The sequence below is a fragment of the Pontibacter virosus genome, assembly GCF_003096355.1.
Classification (GTDB): domain Bacteria; phylum Bacteroidota; class Bacteroidia; order Cytophagales; family Hymenobacteraceae; genus Pontibacter; species Pontibacter virosus.
In genome coordinates this window covers 649,170-667,797 of sequence record NZ_QEKI01000001.1, presented here as the reverse complement: position 1 = coordinate 667,797, position 18,628 = coordinate 649,170, and the positions used below count along the sequence as shown (strand labels likewise).

At 51.9% G+C, this 18,628-nt stretch carries 16 protein-coding genes; 8 read left to right on the top strand and 8 right to left on the bottom strand.

Annotation, left to right across the window (positions count from 1 at the left end; all coding sequences use genetic code 11):
• Nucleotides 1-51 precede the first annotated feature (51 nt).
• The gene (locus C8E01_RS02945; RefSeq protein ID WP_116541832.1) at nt 52-1,437 is read left to right on the top strand and encodes an FAD-dependent oxidoreductase; all 1,386 of its coding nucleotides are present in this window, start codon (nt 52-54) and stop codon (nt 1,435-1,437) included.
• Between the two features lie 148 nt (nt 1,438-1,585).
• Here the strand turns inward: C8E01_RS02945 and C8E01_RS02940 are convergent, their stop codons facing one another.
• A complete protein-coding gene (locus C8E01_RS02940; RefSeq protein ID WP_116541831.1) occupies nt 1,586-2,857 on the bottom strand; it encodes an outer membrane beta-barrel protein in 1,272 nt (423 codons plus the stop codon).
• Nucleotides 2,858-2,955: 98 nt separating this feature from the next.
• Complete coding sequence (locus C8E01_RS02935) at nt 2,956-4,221, bottom strand: outer membrane beta-barrel protein (protein WP_116541830.1); 1,266 nt, start codon at nt 4,219-4,221, stop codon at nt 2,956-2,958.
• A 262-nt stretch (nt 4,222-4,483) separates the two neighbouring features.
• Here C8E01_RS02935 and C8E01_RS02930 point away from each other — a divergent pair, with 262 nt between their 5' ends.
• Complete coding sequence (locus C8E01_RS02930) at nt 4,484-4,978, top strand: DUF4168 domain-containing protein (RefSeq protein WP_116541829.1); 495 nt, start codon at nt 4,484-4,486, stop codon at nt 4,976-4,978.
• Between the two features lie 62 nt (nt 4,979-5,040).
• Here C8E01_RS02930 and C8E01_RS02925 read toward each other — a convergent pair whose 3' ends face one another.
• Both C8E01_RS02925 and asnS read right to left on the bottom strand, forming a co-directional pair.
• Nucleotides 5,041-6,576 carry a hypothetical protein gene (locus C8E01_RS02925; protein WP_243409399.1) on the bottom strand — a complete coding sequence of 512 codons (1,536 nt, stop codon included), beginning with the start codon at nt 6,574-6,576 and terminating at the stop codon, nt 5,041-5,043.
• Nucleotides 6,577-6,684: 108 nt separating this feature from the next.
• Complete coding sequence (asnS, locus tag C8E01_RS02920; RefSeq protein ID WP_116541828.1) at nt 6,685-8,124, bottom strand: asparagine--tRNA ligase; 1,440 nt, start codon at nt 8,122-8,124, stop codon at nt 6,685-6,687.
• 287 nt (nt 8,125-8,411) lie between these two features.
• On the opposite strand from asnS, the gene rpoN reads away from it, so the two are divergent.
• The 4 genes from rpoN to C8E01_RS02900 all read left to right on the top strand — a co-directional run bounded on the left by rpoN (nt 8,412) and on the right by C8E01_RS02900 (nt 12,440).
• Nucleotides 8,412-9,857, top strand: a complete 1,446-nt coding sequence (gene rpoN, locus C8E01_RS02915) for an RNA polymerase factor sigma-54 (RefSeq protein WP_116541827.1) — start codon at nt 8,412-8,414, stop codon at nt 9,855-9,857.
• A gap of 207 nt (nt 9,858-10,064) precedes the next feature.
• A complete protein-coding gene (locus C8E01_RS02910; RefSeq protein WP_116541826.1) occupies nt 10,065-10,685 on the top strand; it encodes a hypothetical protein in 621 nt (206 codons plus the stop codon).
• 67 nt (nt 10,686-10,752) lie between these two features.
• Nucleotides 10,753-11,535, top strand: a complete 783-nt coding sequence (locus C8E01_RS02905; RefSeq protein WP_116541825.1) for an enoyl-CoA hydratase-related protein — start codon at nt 10,753-10,755, stop codon at nt 11,533-11,535.
• Nucleotides 11,536-11,714: 179 nt separating this feature from the next.
• Nucleotides 11,715-12,440: a TapB family protein gene (locus tag C8E01_RS02900; protein WP_133242705.1), complete on the top strand. Its 726-nt coding sequence runs from the start codon at nt 11,715-11,717 to the stop codon at nt 12,438-12,440.
• On the opposite strand, the gene C8E01_RS02895 is transcribed toward C8E01_RS02900, so the two are convergent.
• On the bottom strand, nt 12,441-13,151 hold the full coding sequence (locus tag C8E01_RS02895; protein ID WP_243409398.1) for an ABC transporter ATP-binding protein: 711 nt from the start codon (nt 13,149-13,151) through the stop codon (nt 12,441-12,443). It lies immediately after the preceding gene.
• Between the two features lie 235 nt (nt 13,152-13,386).
• On the opposite strand from C8E01_RS02895, the gene C8E01_RS02890 reads away from it, so the two are divergent.
• Both C8E01_RS02890 and C8E01_RS02885 read left to right on the top strand, forming a co-directional pair.
• On the top strand, nt 13,387-13,968 hold the full coding sequence (locus tag C8E01_RS02890; protein ID WP_243409397.1) for a DUF4142 domain-containing protein: 582 nt from the start codon (nt 13,387-13,389) through the stop codon (nt 13,966-13,968).
• 99 nt (nt 13,969-14,067) lie between these two features.
• Nucleotides 14,068-14,640 (top strand): DUF4142 domain-containing protein, encoded by a 573-nt coding sequence (locus tag C8E01_RS02885; RefSeq protein ID WP_116541821.1) that lies wholly within the window; start codon nt 14,068-14,070, stop codon nt 14,638-14,640.
• A gap of 57 nt (nt 14,641-14,697) precedes the next feature.
• Here the strand turns inward: C8E01_RS02885 and uvrA are convergent, their stop codons facing one another.
• The 3 genes from uvrA to C8E01_RS02870 all read right to left on the bottom strand — a co-directional run bounded on the left by uvrA (nt 14,698) and on the right by C8E01_RS02870 (nt 18,601).
• Nucleotides 14,698-17,592, bottom strand: a complete 2,895-nt coding sequence (gene uvrA / locus C8E01_RS02880; protein ID WP_116541820.1) for an excinuclease ABC subunit UvrA — start codon at nt 17,590-17,592, stop codon at nt 14,698-14,700.
• 131 nt (nt 17,593-17,723) lie between these two features.
• Nucleotides 17,724-18,140, bottom strand: coding sequence for a YidH family protein (locus C8E01_RS02875; RefSeq protein ID WP_243409396.1), 417 nt, complete (start codon nt 18,138-18,140; stop codon nt 17,724-17,726).
• A gap of 65 nt (nt 18,141-18,205) precedes the next feature.
• A complete protein-coding gene (locus tag C8E01_RS02870) occupies nt 18,206-18,601 on the bottom strand; it encodes a DUF202 domain-containing protein (RefSeq protein ID WP_116541818.1) in 396 nt (131 codons plus the stop codon).
• Between the last annotated feature and the right edge of the window lie 27 nt (nt 18,602-18,628).

Here is an 18,628-nt window from a genome sequence, read left to right as displayed (position 1 = left end):
TCCCGATTGGAAAACGTTTCTTTACGAACAGGAATTCTATACCCTTGCATTATGGCCGAGAGAAAGAACATCACCATCATGGGAGCCGGACTGGTTGGTTCGCTGTTGTCGCTATACCTGGCCAAGCGTGGCCACAAAGTGGACATCTACGAGCGCCGACCCGACATGCGCAAGACCCTGCTCGATGGTGGCCGTTCGATCAACCTCGCCCTGAGCGACCGCGGTTTCAAGGCGCTGAGAGGCATAGGTATAGAAGAAGCCGTGCGCAAAGTGGCTATACCCATGCACGGCCGTATGATGCACGATGAGCAAGGCAACCTCACGTTTCAACCCTACGGCAAAGAGGGGCAGTCCATCTACTCGGTATCGCGTGCGGGATTGAACGCTGCTCTGATGGATTTGTCGGAGCCGAACCCGAATATCACCTACCACTTCAACCGCCAACTCCTAGACCTGGACCTGCACCGGAGCAAAGCCACGCTGCGCAACCACGAAACAGGCGATTTGGAAGAGCTACACACCGAACTGCTGTTCGGGGCTGACGGGGCTTTCTCGATGGTGCGTAATGCCATGCAGAAGACCGAGCGCTACAACTATTCCCAAAGCTACCTCGAGTACGGCTACAAAGAACTTGCTATACCTGCTACGGCAGAAGGCGGTTGGGCACTGGAGAAGAGCGCCCTGCACATCTGGCCGCGCGGCAACTACATGATGATCGCCCTGCCCAACATCGACGGCAGCTTTACCTGTACCTTGTTTTTTCCTTACGAGGGCGCGCTTTCTTTCGAGAGCATCAAAACCGACGACGACCTGCTCAACTTCTTCCTGCAAACGTTCCCGGATGCCGTGCCTTTGATGCCTGACCTGGCCGAGGACTATTTCTCTAACCCCATCGGTTCGTTGGTGACGGTGAAGTGCTTCCCGTGGTCATTTGAAGACAAGGCCTTGCTGATAGGTGACGCCAGCCATGCGGTGGTGCCGTTCTACGGACAGGGGATGAACGCCGGCTTCGAGGATATTACAGTGCTGGACCAGATGCTGGAAAACTTCAACGGAGATTGGGAAGGCCTGTTCAAGAAATTTGAGCGCATACGCAAACCCGACGCCGACGCCATCGCTGACCTGGCCGTGCTAAACTTCATCGAGATGCGCGACAAAGTGGCCGACCCGCGCTTCCTGCTCCGCAAAAAGATCGAAGGCAAGATCAACCAACAATACCCCGACAAGTGGATCCCGCTCTACTCCATGGTCACCTTTACAGACCTGCCTTATTCCTACGCCTTAGAGACCGGACGCCTGCAGGACGGCATCATGAAAAAGGTGATGAAGCACATCAAAACCGTGGAAGATTACGACAAACCCGAGGTGCAAAAACTGCTGGAGAAGCAGCTGGTAGAGAAGGAAAAACTAAAAGGCTACCAGGCGCAAGAGGTGTAAAGTCTACACAACTGGCCAGCTTAAAACCAGAGTGCCCATGCAACCCTTTATCATAGTCGTTAAACTTCGACTCAAAGGTGCACAGGCATTCGGGGTGATATAATCAAAACCCAACCAACAATGGCAGGAGAGGTATAGCTGGTGTGACTTATTTAAACAGATAAGCGGCGGTCAGGTAAAAGCCCTGATGGTTCTCATTCAGGAAAGCTCTGGAATCTGAATTGCTGAGGTCTGAAGCCAGGTAACGCCCATACTCATACCTAAACTGCAGTAAAGCAGAATGCCTGTCATTTATCCGCGCCTTAACGCCCAGCGCACTTGTGAATGCATGTGAAAACGTGGTGCCGATTTCTGTCCTCTTAACAGCACTCTCCTGTGTCAGACCGTTATGGTATACGGTTTTTTGAGATCCCCCCGCATCACCACTCAGGATATAATCATTCGTTATACCTGCACCAACATAAGGACTGAACCTGCCATTTGTGGTGATCGTGTAGCGAAGCATGATAGGCAATGACAGACGTTCTAAATCTATGGTATAGTCTCCATGGATTACATAAGACTCTCTTGGATATTCAAAGGTGCCAGCGTGATGTTCCTTGCTATACATAGGTTCAATCTGCACAGATAGGCGTTCACTTTTCTTCGGAGAGGTAAAATTGAATACAGCCCCGAACACAAAGTTGCTTGAAGAAGGCATCTTCGCCCCTTTAAACCAGTGAATCGTGGTGTTGTGATTGAATTGAAGCGCTGTTGAGTAGCCTCCCGCAAATACGCCCAACTCTGTTTTGAGCCATGATTGGTTTTCTTTGTAGGAGATAGTGCTGGTGGGGGCTGCGCAGTTGTTATAGCTTCTGACAATGGCTGTCACATTGGGTACATGCAGGCGCTGCCGTACTTTCAGCATCAACTTATCCGGTACTGGGCAGTCCAGCGTGAGCGAATTGATCAGGATCAGGTGCTGGGTAGAAGTGTTCACAACCTTTCTTTCGCCGATGTGCATTGTTATATCCTGGTCATCGGTCTGCAGGTATAAATGCTTCAATCCGCTGTTCTCCTTCTCCAGGTATAGCAGATTGTCTTGGGTATAAAGCATGAGTTTTCCTTGCTCCAGTACTTCTATAAACATGCGGCTTGGTGCTCCCTCAATACCAGGCACTTCTTTACTCATAAAAGGAGCTTCACCCACAATACCATAAGCCTGGATATCGGCAGGAAAATACTCTGTCGCCTCGGCATGATCGGCTGTTTTAAAGTGGCAGCTTTTGTAGTTCTGCTTGCCTTCACGGTATCGCACCAGGCCCTTGGTTGTGTCGCCGGCGGCCTGCACTATAAAGCCAGGGCGGAACGTCTGGGCGGCGCCATCAAAGGGAGTAAGAAGGGCTGCCAGCGCCAGGCTAACGAGTAAAAAGTGTTTCATAAAAGATTGGGTAGAAGTAGTGATGATAAGTAGGGGCGGAGTTGATCATAGCTTCGGCCCTGATCCGGAAGGTATAGAGTAGTATGAAGAATGGCTGCCTAGAAGTAGAACCCAAGCAATAGCGAGACCGTTCTGGTGTCAGAATCCAGCGAATTGTTGATCTTGTTGACAGCGTTGTGCTCATGCAGGTCCAGGCCAAACTCGTAGCGGGCCTCCAGCGACAGGCGGTGTTTGTTTATGTGCAGGTATGAGCCGGCGCCCAGCATCAGTCCTTGCTGCACCTTGCTGATAAACTCTGCATTATCGCGGTTCCTTTCCGTAGGTGTGCTGCTTTGTGTTCTTCGCACATACTGGGTATGCTTGTAATCACGCTGATTGAAGAGGTTGACAAAACCACCGGCGTTCACGAAGGGTTGCAGGGTTTTGCCAGCAAAATCGTAACGCAGCGCCGTGGTGAGTTTTATGGCAGAAAGCTCAATTTCGATCTGGTTATCGTAGTACGAATCAAACCACACATAGCTGGGGTCTGCCTGGTAACTGTTGGTGAAGTAGCGTCCCTCTACTAGCAAGGATGCAAGCTCGTTGATGCGGGGCGAGTTGAGCAACAAGGCAATGCCAAAAGTAGGGTAGGTGTTTGTATTGAACTCAGCATGCTCGAGGTGCAGGTACGTCTCATCAGAGGCCGAGAAGTTAAGTGAGGTATGACTGATAGCTCCCACAAAACCCGGTTTGATGGCAAACCACTTTTTTGACTCCTTAAAGGTGGTCTGCTCTTCTGCCCCACCAGCGCAACTGTTATACTCTTTTACCAGGTCCACCAGGTTCTTTTCAGCGAGCTTTACGCGCTCTATTTTGCTGAGCATTGCAAAGCAATCGAGCATCAGGGTGTTCAGAACACGCACGTGGTGGTTTATGTCTCTTTGGGCTGTCACACCGTAGTTGTTGACGTAGGTTTCCTTTGTGATATAGAGCTTGTGCAGTTTGCTTGAGTTGTCGTTCTTCTCGACGAAGAATGTGCCCCTATACAAATAAAGGCTCATGGTGCCCCGAACAAGTTCCTGCATGAACACATACTCAGCAGCCAGGGTATCGGCATGGTCGAGTGTGCGGGTGCGGAAGTTCCTGTCGCCCGGGAAGCCGTAACCTGCTATATCATTAGCCGTGTAAGATGTAGTTGCTGACTGGCTAGTTTTTTTGAAGCCGATCGTTTTGCCAAGTGCATCGGTGCGGTAGCTCACCTGCCCCTGCAGTGTGTCACCCTGGGGCATTACGACATAGCCCGGTTTATAATCGCTTTGTGCTGCCGCTGGTATTGAAAGCAATGCCACAACGCACAGCGAGATAAGTTTGTATAGGTTTTTCATAAAAAGGATCGAGCAATAAATATAGTAGAATATATCTATATAAAACTGCTGCCTGTATATAAATCTTGGTTGAAGCCTGAGTAAGGGTACCCCATGTTATATAAATAGTCGGAAGGAGTTTGTGGCAGGGTTTTTGGGACCAGGGGCATCCGGAAGCAGGTAGTTGAAAACTATTTTTCTCAAATAATGTATAGTTTAAATGGTAATTAAGTCAACCTGCCTTTCTTTATCAATCATTTCAAAATCTTTAACCCCGAGTCTTATGAACATTCTCCATAAACTGAAGGTCACTGCTGTGGCAGGACTTGTTGTAGGTTTAGTATCAATCAACGGAAGTGCTACAGCGCAGCAGGCCACTCCCCAGAAAGCCCCGCAGCAGCAAGCGCAAACTATTTCTGATCAGGATATCAAACTTTTTGTAGATGCTAGCACGCGCCTGATGGAGCTGCAGCAGGAAAGTGAAAAAGCCATGCTGGTGATTCTGGAAGAGGAAAAACTGAGCGTGGATAAGTTTAATGCCCTGGCGCAGGCGCACCAGCAGCAGAAACTCGCCGACGCAGAAGGCACAGCCGCAGAAAAAGCTGCTTTTAACAAAGCGATCGGGCGCATGATGGAAATGCAGCCTGACATTGAGAAGAACATGCAGACGGCTATCCAGAAAGACGGCATGACGATGGAACGTTACGAACAGATCATGCTGGCTTACCAGCAGGACCCAGCCGTGCAGGCCAAAATCCAGAAACTGATGGGCTTGTAAAACAAGATCCTGAGTAAAGCAAAAAAGCTTCGTCGAATCCGGCGAAGCTTTTTTTATTGAGTTTAGTTCTGTGTGAACTCCAGTATCTTAAAGGTTTTGCTGCGCTTGTCGAAGTAGCCGTAGTGCAGCTTGTTGTTGCCATAGCGGTACAGGGTTTTGTACTCAGGCGTTTGCTTCAGCTCTTCCTCGTAGGCTTCTATCTTGTCCTGCACAGTCGCGGCTGTGCTATCGTCTGATGCGACCATCGCCTTGTCGAGTGTTTGGCTATCGAGCACAGCTCTGAAGTAAGTGCTGGTGCCCGGCCCTACCGCCTCGCCGGAGCGGCTGTAAAACGGGTCGTAATAGTAGCGGTTGTACGGGAACATGCTGTAGCTATACGGCAGCGAATAGGCTGGCACCCAACGGCCCGGCATCAGGTATAGCCCGCGGGAGGTCTGTATATAACGATCCGGTGTGCGCACCAATCTGGTCGGGTCTCCATTAGGGTTGCGGCGGCTTGGCGGCTGGTACGAACCGATGGTAAGCTGCAACGTGCTGTCATTGAAGGCATCAACCGTAATGGCGGGTTTGCCGGTCGAAAGGCTGCGCATCACTTTAGAAGTCTTCTCGATCACGCTGTTGCCGGACGAAAACAAGGCGCCAGCTCCCCGCTGGTGCACGGGCGTGGCTTTGATATCGATGTCCTGATCGGCTGTATACCTGTATTCCTTGATTGGCTGCAGACTGCTGAAGTCATAGGCAGTCAGTGTAAACTCATCCTTTTCGAGCTGAACCCGGAACAGGGTGTTGTCATGCAGGAAGGAGTTGAAGTTTGCCTCGTTTTTAACAGACAGCGACGGCAGGGTGCGGTATTCGGTTTGCCCACTTGGCCAGTCGATCGTCAGAATCTCGGTAGTCAGTTCGTTTTTCTTGCCACGCAGCGAAAAGCCGTCGAACACCAGGTATAGCTTGTCGCCGCGGGTATAGATCTTGCTGCGGTGCTGACCGGCAAACACGGTGCGCTCCAGGTCAGGGTGCACAAAGATCAGTTCATTCTGTCGCTCGTTTCGGGTGCGGGTGCGTGGCAAGTCCGCCAGCTGAAACGTCTTCTTCTCATAATAGCTTTCATCCAGCTCACGGTGCAGAATCAGGTTGTCCTTTCTGTCTGTGTAGATCATGTAAAAATGGGATGCGTCTGCAAAAGCCCCGACAAACGTTTCGTTTCTGTCGCGGCGTACCGGCACATCGGGCAGACTGCGGAAGGCGCCACTATACCTGTTCATGGCAAACGGACGAACAAACTCCTTGTTGCCATTTACATGGCGGCTGTAAAACACGAACTCTGTATCGGTTACGCGGGTCCCCAGCACCTGTGGCTGCTGGCTATTACGGTAGGGGATTTCTTGTGTCGCTACGGTCTGGCCTTTGGCATCCACCAGGCTAAAGTGCAGCTTGCCGCCCTGAAAGAAGTAAAGGCAAACATTGCCATCGCCATCCGCTACCGACACCAGGTCTTCAGCCCGGCGCAAGGGCAGCTCCAGACTGGCAAACTCCTGCTGCGCACGCACCTCGGGGGCCGCGAAACCGAGCAGGAGCAAGACTAAAAATATATATCGCATAGGACTATTTATTAGGGATTTACCTAGTTAAGATAGCAAATTTCTGGCCAAAAAGAAAGCCGGGCTAAGGTATAGCCCGGCTTTTGTAGGTATAAGGTATAGCCGCTGTTAAAACTCTGCGTTTCCCGGCGTACGTGGGAAGGGGATCACGTCGCGGATGTTGCCCATACCGGTTACGAACTGCACCATGCGCTCGAAGCCCAGACCGAAGCCGGCGTGCGGACAGCCACCGAAACGGCGGGTGTCCAGATACCACCACAGGTCCTCCTCGTGTATTCCTACGCCCTTCATGCGTTCCACCAGTATCTCCATGCGCTCTTCACGCTGCGAACCACCCACGATCTCGCCTATACCTGGCGCCAGAATGTCCATGGCGGCTACGGTCTTGCCGTCGTCGTTGAGGCGCATGTAGAAGGCCTTGATATCTTTCGGGTAATCCGTTACGATCACCGGTTTCTTGAAGTGCTTCTCCACCAGGTAGCGCTCGTGCTCGCTCTGCAGGTCGATGCCCCACGACACATCGTACTGGAATTTCTTCTTCTTGTAATGGTTTGAGTTCAGCAGGATGTCGATGGCCTCGGTATAGGTCACACGCTCAAAGTCGTTGTTCACCACAAACTCCAGTTTCTCGAGCAGGGTCATTTCCTGGCGCTCGTTCTGTGGCTTGCTCTTATCCTCTTCCACTAAACGCTGGCCCAGGAACTCAATGTCCTCACGGTTGTGCTCCAGTGCGTAGCGAATGATGTATTTGATGAATTCCTCGGCAAGGTCGGCGTTCATTTTGAGGTCGTAGAAAGCCATCTCCGGCTCGATCATCCAGAACTCGGCCAGGTGGCGGGCAGTGTTGGAGTTCTCGGCGCGGAAAGTCGGGCCGAAGGTATAGATATCGCTGAAAGCCATGGCCGCCAACTCACCTTCCAACTGACCAGATACGGTCAGGTTGGTCGCTTTGCCGAAGAAATCCTCTGTGTAGTCTACCTGCCCGTTTTCGGCAAGCGGTGGGTTGATAGGGTCCAGCGTGGTTACGCGGAACATCTCGCCGGCGCCCTCTGCGTCAGATGCTGTAATGATCGGCGTGTGCATGTATACGAAGCCCTTCTCGTTGAAAAACCTGTGCACGGCGAAAGCCAGCGAGTTACGCACACGGAAAATAGCGCCGAACGTGTTGGTGCGGAAGCGCAGGTGCGCGATCTCACGCAAAAACTCCAGCGAGTGCGCCTTCTTCTGCAGTGGGTACGTCTCCGGATCAGCTTTGCCCAGCACTTCGATCGTGTTGGCCATCACCTCAAAAGCCTGTCCTTTGCCCTGCGAGGCTACCAACTGGCCTGTAATGGCCACGGCAGCACCGGTTGTTACGTCTTTCAGGGACTCTTCGCCAAACTTCTCGGCATCGGCCACTACCTGCAGGTTCTGTATGGTGGAGCCGTCGTTCACGGCAATGAAATTCACAAACTTGTTGCCGCGCTTGGTGCGTACCCAGCCCTTCAATAAAACCTCGTTGCCTACACCGGCACCCGTCAGTAGCTCTTTTACTTTTGTGCGTTGCATGTTATTTCTAATAGCGTAATGTGTCTGAACATATTATGGGTTAAGGTATAATTTTCGTCCTCCCAGTGGAGGACCGAAAAGATACCCTGCTACCCCTAAGCCGAACGTCCTAACTGACTTAGGGAAAGTCCTGTAGCGGGCAGGATAACCATAGCCGGCACCCTGGGCCAGCCCCTTTTCCAATAATCCCTCAAAGTAACGATATTTTAACCTTTTTTGTAAATGCAAGTAAAATTATCCTAAATTTGAAGGTGCACTAACAGGCGCCAGTATCCATTTTTCTTACTATGCAGCGACTCGATTTAAGACAACTCTTATCCCAGAAGTTATCGCCGCAGCAGATACAATTTATCAAGCTGCTGCAGATTCCTACTGTTGAGCTCGAAGCGCGCATTAAGGAGGAGATGGAAGTGAACCCCGCCCTGGAAGAAGGCCGTGAAGAGGCCGATACCGAATACAGCGACTCAGATTCGGAGGACTATGACAGCGATGATGACTACGGCAAAGACGAAGTCGACATCAACGACTACCTAAACGACGACGAGATAAGCGGCTACAAGATGCAGGGCGACCGCGGCGGCGATGAAGAAGACCGCGAAATGCCGATCGCTATGTCCAGCTCGCTCAACGACAACCTGATGGACCAGCTCGGCTTCCTGGCGCTCGATGACAAGCAGTACACCATCGGGATGCAGCTCATCGGCAGCATCGACAGCGACGGCTACATTCGCCGCGAGTTGAGCTCCATTGCTAACGACCTGGCTTTTTCGCAGAACGTGATGACGACCGAAGAGGAGATTGAGCAGGTGCTGCACATGATCCAGACCTTTGACCCGGCAGGTATAGGCGCCCGCGATTTGCCGGAGTGTCTGCTGCTGCAACTAGAGCGCCGTGAGCAGGATGAGACCACCCGCCTGGCTGAGCGCATCATCAAGGAGTCGTTTGACGAATTTACCAAGAAGCATTACCAGAAGATACAGTCGAAATTTAACGTTTCGGAAGATGAGCTGAAAAAAGCCATCGACGTGATCATTAAACTCAACCCGAAACCGGGCGGAAGCGGGGCCGGCATGGCGCGGGTGCAGTACATTATACCTGACTTTATCCTGACCAACGAAAACGGGCAGCTGCAGCTATCGCTCAACTCCCGCAACGCCCCGGACCTGCGCATCAGCCGCTCTTACGCCGACATGTTCGACGCCTACGACAAGTCGGACAAGAAGGACAAGAAGCTGAAGGAGACGGTGACTTTTGTGAAGCAGAAACTGGACGCGGCTAAGTGGTTTATCGATGCCATCCGCCAGCGCCAGAACACGCTGCTGCGCACCATGGAGTCCATCATCAAGTACCAGCACGAATTTTTCCTGGAGGGGGATGAGAGCAAGCTGCGTCCGATGATCCTAAAGGACATCGCCGAGGACATTGGCATGGACATCAGTACCGTGAGCCGCGTGGCCAACAGCAAAGCCGTGCAGACGGAGTTCGGCATCTACCCGCTCAAGTATTTCTTCTCCGAAGGTATAGCCACCGACTCAGGCGAGGACGCCAGTAGCCGTGAGGTAAAGCACATCCTGAAAGAAATCATCGACAAGGAAAGCAAGCGCAAGCCACTCTCTGATGAGAAGATCGAGAAGATGCTCAACGAGAAAGGCTACAACATTGCGCGCCGCACCGTGGCCAAATACCGTGAGCAGCTCAACATACCTGTTGCCCGCCTGCGGAAGGAGTTGTAAATTTTGAATTGTTAAATTGTTGATGGTTAAATTGTTGTTTGGTGCACGATTCGGGCAGGTATAGCCTGCAGGATTATTTGTTGATGACCAAGACAGGTATAGCCCAAAGAATGACCAGTGCACGATTCGGACAAGTCGCGACCTGTCCCTGCAAGCGAACTTTTCTAATTCACTAACTCACTCAACCACTCAATCACTACCTCCCTCTTGAACCGCTCCCTCGCCCGCTTTTTGTCTGTTGCGTTTCACCCACTGCTGATGCCGACGTATCTGTTTGCCATCATCCTTTATTTCTTACCGGTTTCTGCTATCTCGCTTCCGCTGCAAAGCCGCTGGATCGTGCTGAGCATGATCTTCTTCACCACGTTTATGGTACCCGGGCTGGGGGCTTTTGCCATGTTCAAAACCGGATTCATCGACTCATATGAGATCGACCGGCGGGAGCAGCGCAGCAGACCACTCTTATTCACGGCACTTTGCTACGGCGTCACGACCTATCTGTTTTACACGGAGTCTGTGTTTGATCAACTTTTTTATTTTGTGATGGGTGTGGTCACGGCCTCTGTTTTTGTGGCCTGGTGCGTTTCATTTTTCTGGAAGATCAGTGCGCATGGCATCGGATTGGGAGGAGCCTTGGGTGTGCTTTTGCTCGTGAATAGACTAATGCCCGAATCAGGGTTGCTTATACCGATCGTACTGACAGTTCTGGTGTCAGGCGCTGTGCTGTCGGCGAGGTTGGCACTGCATGCCCATACCCCGGCGCAAGCCTACGCGGGCTTTCTGACGGGGCTTTTGCTGGTGCTCATAGCCGGGTTTGTGGCCTTGTAACCGCTTTTGCTCTTCAGGGTGATTATCTATACCTTTGGTTATCTCTTTCTTCTAAACAAACAACAACATGAACTACGAATGCTTGCTATATGATGTGCAGGATGGTATTGCGACCATCACGCTGAACCGCCCTGATGTCTTCAACGCTTTTAACGACAAGCAGAGCTACGAACTGCAGGACGCCCTCAAGCAGGTGACCCGCGACGACAGCGTACGGGTGGTTATCCTGACGGGTGCCGGCAAAGCCTTCTGCTCCGGGCAGGACCTCAAAGCCATCGCCAGTGCCGACAAGCGCGATCTGTCGGAATCGCTGGAGAAGAGGTATAACCCGATCATCCGGGCCATGCGCAACCTGCCAAAGCCCATCATCTGCAAGCTGAACGGGGTAGCCGCCGGTGCCGGTTGCTCACTTGCGCTCGCCTGTGACCTGGTGGTAGCCTCTACGGCCGCCAGCATGATCGAGGTGTTCGTGAACGTGGGCCTGGTGCTCGACTCGGGTTCTTCCTTCTTCTTGCCGCGTGTAGTGGGCTCGCTCAAGGCGTTTGAGCTGAGCACGCTGGGCTCCAAGGTGAGCGCTGAAGAAGCGCTGCAGTTGGGTATGGTGAACCGTGTGGTGGCTCCGGAAGAGTTGGATGCTGCGGTTGCCGAACTGGCTGCCCGCTATGCCGTGGCCCCGACCAAAGCCATCGGGTTGATGAAAAAGATGCTCAATAAGTCCTTCAGTTCTACGCTGGACGAAATGCTGGACTACGAGGCCCACTGTCAGAAAATAGCCGGAAACTCCGCTGACTACAAAGAAGGAGTAACAGCCTTCAACGAGAAACGAAAGCCGCAATTCAAAGGAGCATAGATTGCTATACTTACTACTTACAAAGCCGGACTACTGTCCGGCTTTTTTTATACCCGTTGTTTTAAGCTATTCCCACCTAATAAATGTCCCTTCACACATATCCTGCATCATAATAGGCACACAACCATCATATTAAGTATATTTATAGTAATATTTCGTGAACAAAATGCCTCAAAATTATGAAAAATCTGTTCTTCCTTCCCGCTATCGTTCTATTTTGGGTCATGCTGTCTATACCTGTCGGCACACAGGCGCAGGATTGTAATGGCTATATGCTGCTAACTGAAAACGCCGAGTACGAAATACTCAACTACAACCAGCGCAACAAGCTCACAGGGCGGGTGCTTTACAAGGTAACTGATGTGCGTCGCGATGGGAACAAGTCGGAGGCGACGGTGCATACCCAAATGTATGACGAGAAAGGAAAGATGGCCAACGAGGGTAGTTACCAGGTAGGTTGCGAAAGCGGTTCGATTTGGGTAGACATGCGCTCACTGATGAATCCGGACATGATGGAGGCCTACAAAAATATGGAGATCAAGATGGAAGGCGACCACATGGACTATCCGGCTTCCCTTAGTCCAGGGCAACAGCTAAAAGACGGCAGCTTCACCATCAATGTGATCGACAAAGGCAGCGGCCAGAATATGAGCACCATCACCATGCAGGTGACCGGGCGCACCGTGGGCAACAAAGAAAGCCTGGAGGTGCCTGCCGGTACCTATGAGGGCTTCAAGATAAACCAAGACATGGAAGTGCAGACCCGTGCCATGGGGCTGAAAATGCCTGGTACCCGCATGCAAACCGTAGAGTGGTTTGTGCCTGGCACTGGCTGGATAAAATCAGAGACCTACCGCAACGGCAAGCTGATGGCCTACAGCGTGCTCAGCAAGATTAACAAGTAATCAGAAAGAGTAGCCGATCGAGAAATTAAGCTGCGGAGAGGGGCCCACTGTTATCACAGCCCCCTCGTCGGAGTGTACCACATGCCCGATGATGTTCTCTTTGATGAGGTCTCCGCCATTGGTGGCATTGACGATTTTGACGCGGCCTCCAAGTCCGCCCGAAAACTCTGTAGTGAAGTAGCGCCCTAACCGGAACTGATAGCCCAGATGATAACTCAGGTCCAGCGCGTTCTGGTAGAGCCGGCCCACATACCTGAATTCGGGGTCGCTGGGAGGCAGGTCGGGTAGGTCGAACACGTTGCGCTCAAACACAATAAAGCGGTAGCTGAACATGGGCCCGTGAAAAAAGCCAAAAGGAGCGGTTTTCTTTTTAGAGGTATAGTAACGCTGGCTCATCCGGATGCCGATGCCCATCACGTCTTTTGCATTGGTAGTCCAGCCATCGCCTTTCATGTGCAGTCTGTAAAAATAGCTCAGCCCAAACTCATTGCTGATGTTAGGAGAGCGCACCTTCTCATACGACACAAACACCTCCCCATAATGCAGCGGGTGTAACTTGATCGTCTTGTCATGATCACGATCTATGTTCATCATAATAGTGCGGTCTTCCCGTTCCTCTTCCGTTTCCTGCGCAAAGGCTGCAGAGCAAATCAAAAGGCAACAGTTGAATAACAAAACAGGGAAGGTGCGCATAGCGAAAAGTCGTGTCATGGGATATGGCTTAGGGAGAGTGTATGGCCTGCTTCAGTTATATATCGTTTTATCTCTTAGATAGTTGTGGCGTTTTCGCTTAAACATTGCCCGTATGCATTCTGCCCTAAGTTGTGCCCAAATCAGCGCATTTTACCAGTCTCCTCAATATTAGACGCCCATTATATAACTCCATCGCTTTAGGGGCGTATACCAATTTGTTCAAACTATTTTACTATTAACACGAAATAACACTATGAAAAGAATTGCAACAACAGGACTAATGGCCTGTGCCTTTTTATTTGGCACAATGGCTTGCGGCGGATCCGGCAACGACAGCGTGGATCAGGCGCAGGATGCTACAGAAGAGCGTTTTGAGGACACTGCCGTGGAAGAGGAGCGCGATGATCAGGCTGAATTTATGACCCAAGCGGCCAGCAGCAGCATGATGGAATTGGAAGCAGGTAAGCTGGCGCAGGAGCGTGCCACAAATCCGCAGGTAAAAGAGTTTGCCGCCATGATGGTGAAGGATCACACGGCGGCTAACAAAGAAATGCGTGACCTGGCGCTCAGCAAAAACATTACACTGCCCGACAGCATGAGCAATGAGCACATGAGCCAGATGCGTGACTTGCGTGAAAAGCAGGGAGCCGAATTCGACAGAGAATACATGGATAAAATGGTAAGCGCGCATGACAGCGACATCAGCCTGTTCGAAGATGTAGTGGAAGATAACGACTACACCGATGCGGAGGTGAAAGCCTTTGCCACCAAAACGCTTCCTAAACTGCGTGAGCACCACAAGCGGGCACAGCAGATCAAAGATGGTCTTAAGTAATAAGCGTTAACCCAAACACTGGGCATTTCCTTAAAACTAATTATCTTGGGCATCTGCACCTTGTATGGCTGCAGATGTTCCTATTTTAAACCCACGTGTATGATCCGAAAAATTACCCTATACCTTGCCAGCGCCGTGCTGCTACTGGGCACTGCCAGCTGTGGCGCCGACGACAGCATTGAACAGGCTGCTGCCCAAAGTGTGGAGCAGTTTGAAGCCATGGGCATGCCAGGCATGAAAAACGATGCGCTCTTTGTAGCCGAGGCCACTAGTGCCAACATGCTGCATATGCAATTGGGCGAGTTGGCTTTGGAAAAAGCCGTGAGCCCAGAGGTAAAAGAGATGGCCCAGGACATGAGCACTGGCCACACCCGTGTGCTGGAAGACCTGCAGCAAATTGCCATAGAGCGTGAATTCGTAGTGCCGAATCAGTTGGGCAGGGCGCACCAAAAGGTATACGACGACGTGAGTAGCGAAACAGGTATAGGTTTTGACCTGGCCTATATCAAGCGGACCCGCGAAGAGCATGACCGTTTACTGAAACGCTACGAAGACATGGCCGAGAACGCCCAGGTGATGGAAGTAAAGCAGTTTGCTTCCAAGCAGCTCCCACTCCTGCGTCAGCACTTGCAACAAACAGAGGCACTCGAAGACAGGCTCGGAGATATCTAAAACAAAAATGCCGCCCCATACCTGGGAGCGGCATTTTTTTATAAGCTGCTATGCCTGCTAAGCCTGACCGTTCTCACGGTAGTGGCTCGTTTTCAACTCCTCTTTGAGGAAGCGGGCGGTATAGCCTTTGCCTTTTTTGACAATATCCTCCGGTGTGCCGGCTGCCACAATGGTACCACCGCCCTCGCCACCTTCCGGCCCGATGTCGATGATCCAGTCGGCGATCTTGATCAAATCCAGGTTATGCTCGATGATGAGCACCGAGTTGCCTTTGTCAGTTAGCTTGTGCAGCACTTCGCTTAGATGCTCAATATCCTGGAAGTGCAGACCCGTGGTTGGTTCGTCCAGAATGTAGAGCGTCTGGCCGGTGTCTTTCTTGGAAAGCTCCGTCGCCAGTTTCACACGCTGCGCCTCGCCGCCCGATAGGGTAGTGGCCTGCTGGCCCAGTGTAATGTAGCCCAGGCCTACTTCGTTCAGTGTTTGGATCTTGCGCAGGATACGCGGCTGACTCTCGAAAAAGTCTACTGCCTGCTCTACGGTCATATCCAGCACGTCGGTGATGCTCTTGCCTTTGAAGCGTACCTCCAGCGTTTCGCGGTTGTAGCGCTTGCCTTTGCAGACCTCACACGGCACGTATACGTCCGGCAGGAAATTCATCTCAATCGTGCGCATACCTGCACCTTCGCAAGCCTCGCAGCGTCCGCCCTTCACGTTAAAAGAGAAGCGACCCGGCGTATACCCCCTGATCTTAGCTTCGGGCAGTTGCGCAAATAGTGTACGGATGTCGGTGAACACGCCGGTATAAGTAGCCGGGTTAGAGCGCGGCGTACGTCCGATCGGTGACTGGTCCACTTCGATCACTTTATCAATATGCTCCAGTCCTTCTATTTTCTTGTAGGGTAGCGGATCGCGCTTGGCCCGGAAAAAGTGCGTGTTCAGGATAGGGTAGAGCGTGTCGTGTATGAGCGAGGACTTGCCACTGCCCGACACGCCCGTCACGCACACCATCTTGCCAAGCGGCAGTTCCAGGGTTACGTTCTTCAGGTTGTTGCCGGTAGCGCCTTTCAATTTCAGTACCTGGCCTGTTCCCGGACGTTTCACGCGCGGCACGGCTATACCTCTGCGGTTGCTCAGGAAGTCGGCGGTGGTCGTGCCGGCGTTCATCATGTCTTCCGGCGTACCAGCCGTTACTACCTGCCCACCGTGTATACCTGCGCCCGGACCGATGTCCACCACGTAGTCGGCCTGCAGGATCATGTCCTTGTCGTGCTCCACTACAATAATGGAGTTGCCCAGGTCGCGGAGATCCTGCAGGGCTTTGATTAGGCGCTCGTTGTCGCGCTGGTGCAGTCCGATGCTCGGTTCGTCCATGATGTAAAGCACACCCACCAGCTGCGTACCAATCTGAGTGGCCAGGCGTATACGCTGGCTCTCACCACCCGAAAGTGTTTTCACAGGGCGGTGCAGACTCAGGTAGTCCAAACCCACATCCAGCAAAAAGCCGATGCGCTTGCGAATCTCTTTCAAAAGCTCACGTGCAATCACGTTCTGGCGCTCGCTCATGCGTTCTTCCACACCCTCAAACCAGGCGGCCAGTTTGTTGATGTCAAGCACCGAGAGTTCCCCGATGTTGGTGTTGGCAATCTTGAAGTGCAGCGATTCTTTCTTGAGTCGGTAGCCGTTACATTCAGGACAAGTCGTGGTTTGCGCAAAATCCTCCACCCAGGAGCGGATGTTGTCGGAGTCCGATTCCATCTGCCCTTTCAGGAAGTTCACGATGCCTTCAAACTCCACTACATAGTTGCCTTTTTTGGTATTCACCTCCAGGTCTTCGTCCAGACCATAGAGCAGCACCTTCAGCACATCCTCCGGCAGGTCTTTGATCGGGGTCGAAACTGATACCTTGAAGTGTTTGAACAGGGCTTCGATCTGTTTGAAAATCCAGATGTCGCGGTACTCGCCGAGCGGTGCTATACCTCCGCGGCGGATGCTCAGGCTTTTGTCCGGTATAACCGATTCTTCCGTGATCTCCTGTATCTCACCCAAGCCGTTACACACCGGGCAGGCGCCGTAAGGCGAGTTAAACGAGAAGGAGTTCGGAGCTGGATCGTCGTAGGCGATGCCGGTGGCCGGGTCCATGAGGTGGCGGGAGAAGAAGTGCGTCTTGTCAGCGTCCGCATCCAGTATCAGCACCATGCCTTTACCGTGAGTCAGTGCATTCTGGATAGAGCCCGACAAACGGAAGCGATCTTCTTCTTTCACCACCACCTTATCGATCACGATTTCGATGTCGTGAATCTTGTAGCGGTCGACCTGCATCTTCGGCGCGATCTCCAACAATTCGCCATCCACACGGGCGCGGATGAAGCCCATCTTGCGTATCTGCTGGAAAAGCTCGCGGTAATGGCCTTTACGGCCCTTTACTACCGGTGCCAGCACGATAATGCGCTTGCCGTCAAAGTTCTCCAGGATGTGGTTCACGATCTGGTCGTCGCTTTGGCGCACCATTTTCTCGCCGGTCACATAGCTGTACGCCTCGGCCGTTCGGGCCCAAAGCAATCGCATAAAGTCGTAGATCTCGGTGATGGTGCCCACGGTGGAGCGTGGGTTGCGGCTCGTGGTTTTCTGCTCGATGGAAATCACCGGCGAAAGACCTTCGATCTTGTCCACATCGGGGCGCTCCAGTCCGCCCATAAACGAGCGGGCGTAAGCTGAGAAGGTTTCCATGTAGCGGCGCTGCCCTTCGGCATAAATCGTGTCGAAAGCCAGTGAGGACTTGCCCGAGCCACTGATGCCGGTGAAGACTACCAGCTTGTAGCGGGGCAGCTTGATGGAAATGTTTTTGAGGTTATGTTCGCGGGCACCGTATACTTCTATCTGCTGTGTTTCGCCATTTTGCGAAAAGGCAGTGTCGGTGCCATTTGCTGTTTCTTGCGCTTGGTTAAAAGCCATTCAGGAATGCTTGATTTTAAATAGCAAAGGTACAAAAATATCAGCGTCTCCGGACTCGGAGATGCTAACCCTTCTTAACAGCGATCCGCGCTAAATGGTTTAGCTTTTAGCAATTATCCTTAGCGTATACCTTAATCTACGTTGCCGTAGCGTGAAACCTGTTTTTCGTAAAGTTCTTCGTGGTGATGGCTGACAGGTTCGTAATTCTGCCGATGGCGCTGGATCAGCTTCTGCTTATTGAGGTAGCGCACGAAGCTATACACTGCCAGCAGTATACCAATAGGCAATAGCGTTAAGCCGATCAGCTCCATGTAAACATGCTGAGAGAACTTAATGGCAGCAAAGCCCCCCGCAATAAGTGCAATAGCCGTTCGGAAATAAGCCATCAGGGTACGCTCATTGGCAAAGATGGTACGTTGTATAGCCATCTCGTCACGGATCTCAGCGTTCTTCTTTTCCAGCTTTTTGATCTTCTTACGCAGTTTCTTGATTTCGTCTTGCTCCTGCACAGGCATCGATTCTATTTTTTTGAGAAATATACGAAACAAACAGAAGGAAAGGGGTAGCAGCAGCGTGCCTTGTCTTTATAACGGCGGGCATAAGCAGGTGCGCATTAGGCAGAGGTTTGTTTACCATTCTCGCCGGGTTCGAGCATTTCGCTGTGTGCCCGCTCGTGTTCATGACTGGTAGGGCAGTAGCCCTGGTGATGATTCTCAATGATACGCTGCTTGTGCTTATACCTGACAAAGCTGTAAACGCCCAGTATAATACCAATCGGGATCAAAATGACACCAATGATCTCCAAGTACAGATCATCGGAAAGCTTGATGGCGACGAACCCACCGACAGAGATCGTCATGGCTGTGCGCAGGTAGGCCATCAGGGTGCGTTCGTTGGCGAAGATCGTACGCTCGGCTGCCATGTGATCGCGTATCTCGGCGTTCTTTTGCTCCTGCACTCTGAGCTTCTTCTTGAGCTTCTTTATTAACTCTTTGTCTGTCTCCGACATAGGCTTTGCTCTCCTGCTAGTATGTAC

What these genes read in the sequence shown, in the direction of transcription:
- C8E01_RS02890 (WP_243409397.1), top strand. Translation starts at nt 13,387, where the DNA reads ATGAAAAGAATTGCAACAACAGGACTAATGGCCTGTGCCTTTTTATTT.
- C8E01_RS02935 (WP_116541830.1), bottom strand. Translation starts at nt 4,221, where the DNA reads ATGAAAAACCTATACAAACTTATCTCGCTGTGCGTTGTGGCATTGCTT.
- C8E01_RS02895 (WP_243409398.1), bottom strand. Translation starts at nt 13,151, where the DNA reads ATGACACGACTTTTCGCTATGCGCACCTTCCCTGTTTTGTTATTCAAC.
- C8E01_RS02940 (WP_116541831.1), bottom strand. Translation starts at nt 2,857, where the DNA reads ATGAAACACTTTTTACTCGTTAGCCTGGCGCTGGCAGCCCTTCTTACT.
- C8E01_RS02870 (WP_116541818.1), bottom strand. Translation starts at nt 18,601, where the DNA reads ATGTCGGAGACAGACAAAGAGTTAATAAAGAAGCTCAAGAAGAAGCTC.
- C8E01_RS02900 (WP_133242705.1), top strand. Translation starts at nt 11,715, where the DNA reads ATGAAAAATCTGTTCTTCCTTCCCGCTATCGTTCTATTTTGGGTCATG.
- asnS (WP_116541828.1), bottom strand. Translation starts at nt 8,124, where the DNA reads ATGCAACGCACAAAAGTAAAAGAGCTACTGACGGGTGCCGGTGTAGGC.
- C8E01_RS02885 (WP_116541821.1), top strand. Translation starts at nt 14,068, where the DNA reads ATGATCCGAAAAATTACCCTATACCTTGCCAGCGCCGTGCTGCTACTG.
- C8E01_RS02945 (WP_116541832.1), top strand. Translation starts at nt 52, where the DNA reads ATGGCCGAGAGAAAGAACATCACCATCATGGGAGCCGGACTGGTTGGT.
- C8E01_RS02905 (WP_116541825.1), top strand. Translation starts at nt 10,753, where the DNA reads ATGAACTACGAATGCTTGCTATATGATGTGCAGGATGGTATTGCGACC.
- C8E01_RS02925 (WP_243409399.1), bottom strand. Translation starts at nt 6,576, where the DNA reads ATGCGATATATATTTTTAGTCTTGCTCCTGCTCGGTTTCGCGGCCCCC.
- uvrA (WP_116541820.1), bottom strand. Translation starts at nt 17,592, where the DNA reads ATGGCTTTTAACCAAGCGCAAGAAACAGCAAATGGCACCGACACTGCC.
- C8E01_RS02930 (WP_116541829.1), top strand. Translation starts at nt 4,484, where the DNA reads ATGAACATTCTCCATAAACTGAAGGTCACTGCTGTGGCAGGACTTGTT.
- rpoN (WP_116541827.1), top strand. Translation starts at nt 8,412, where the DNA reads ATGCAGCGACTCGATTTAAGACAACTCTTATCCCAGAAGTTATCGCCG.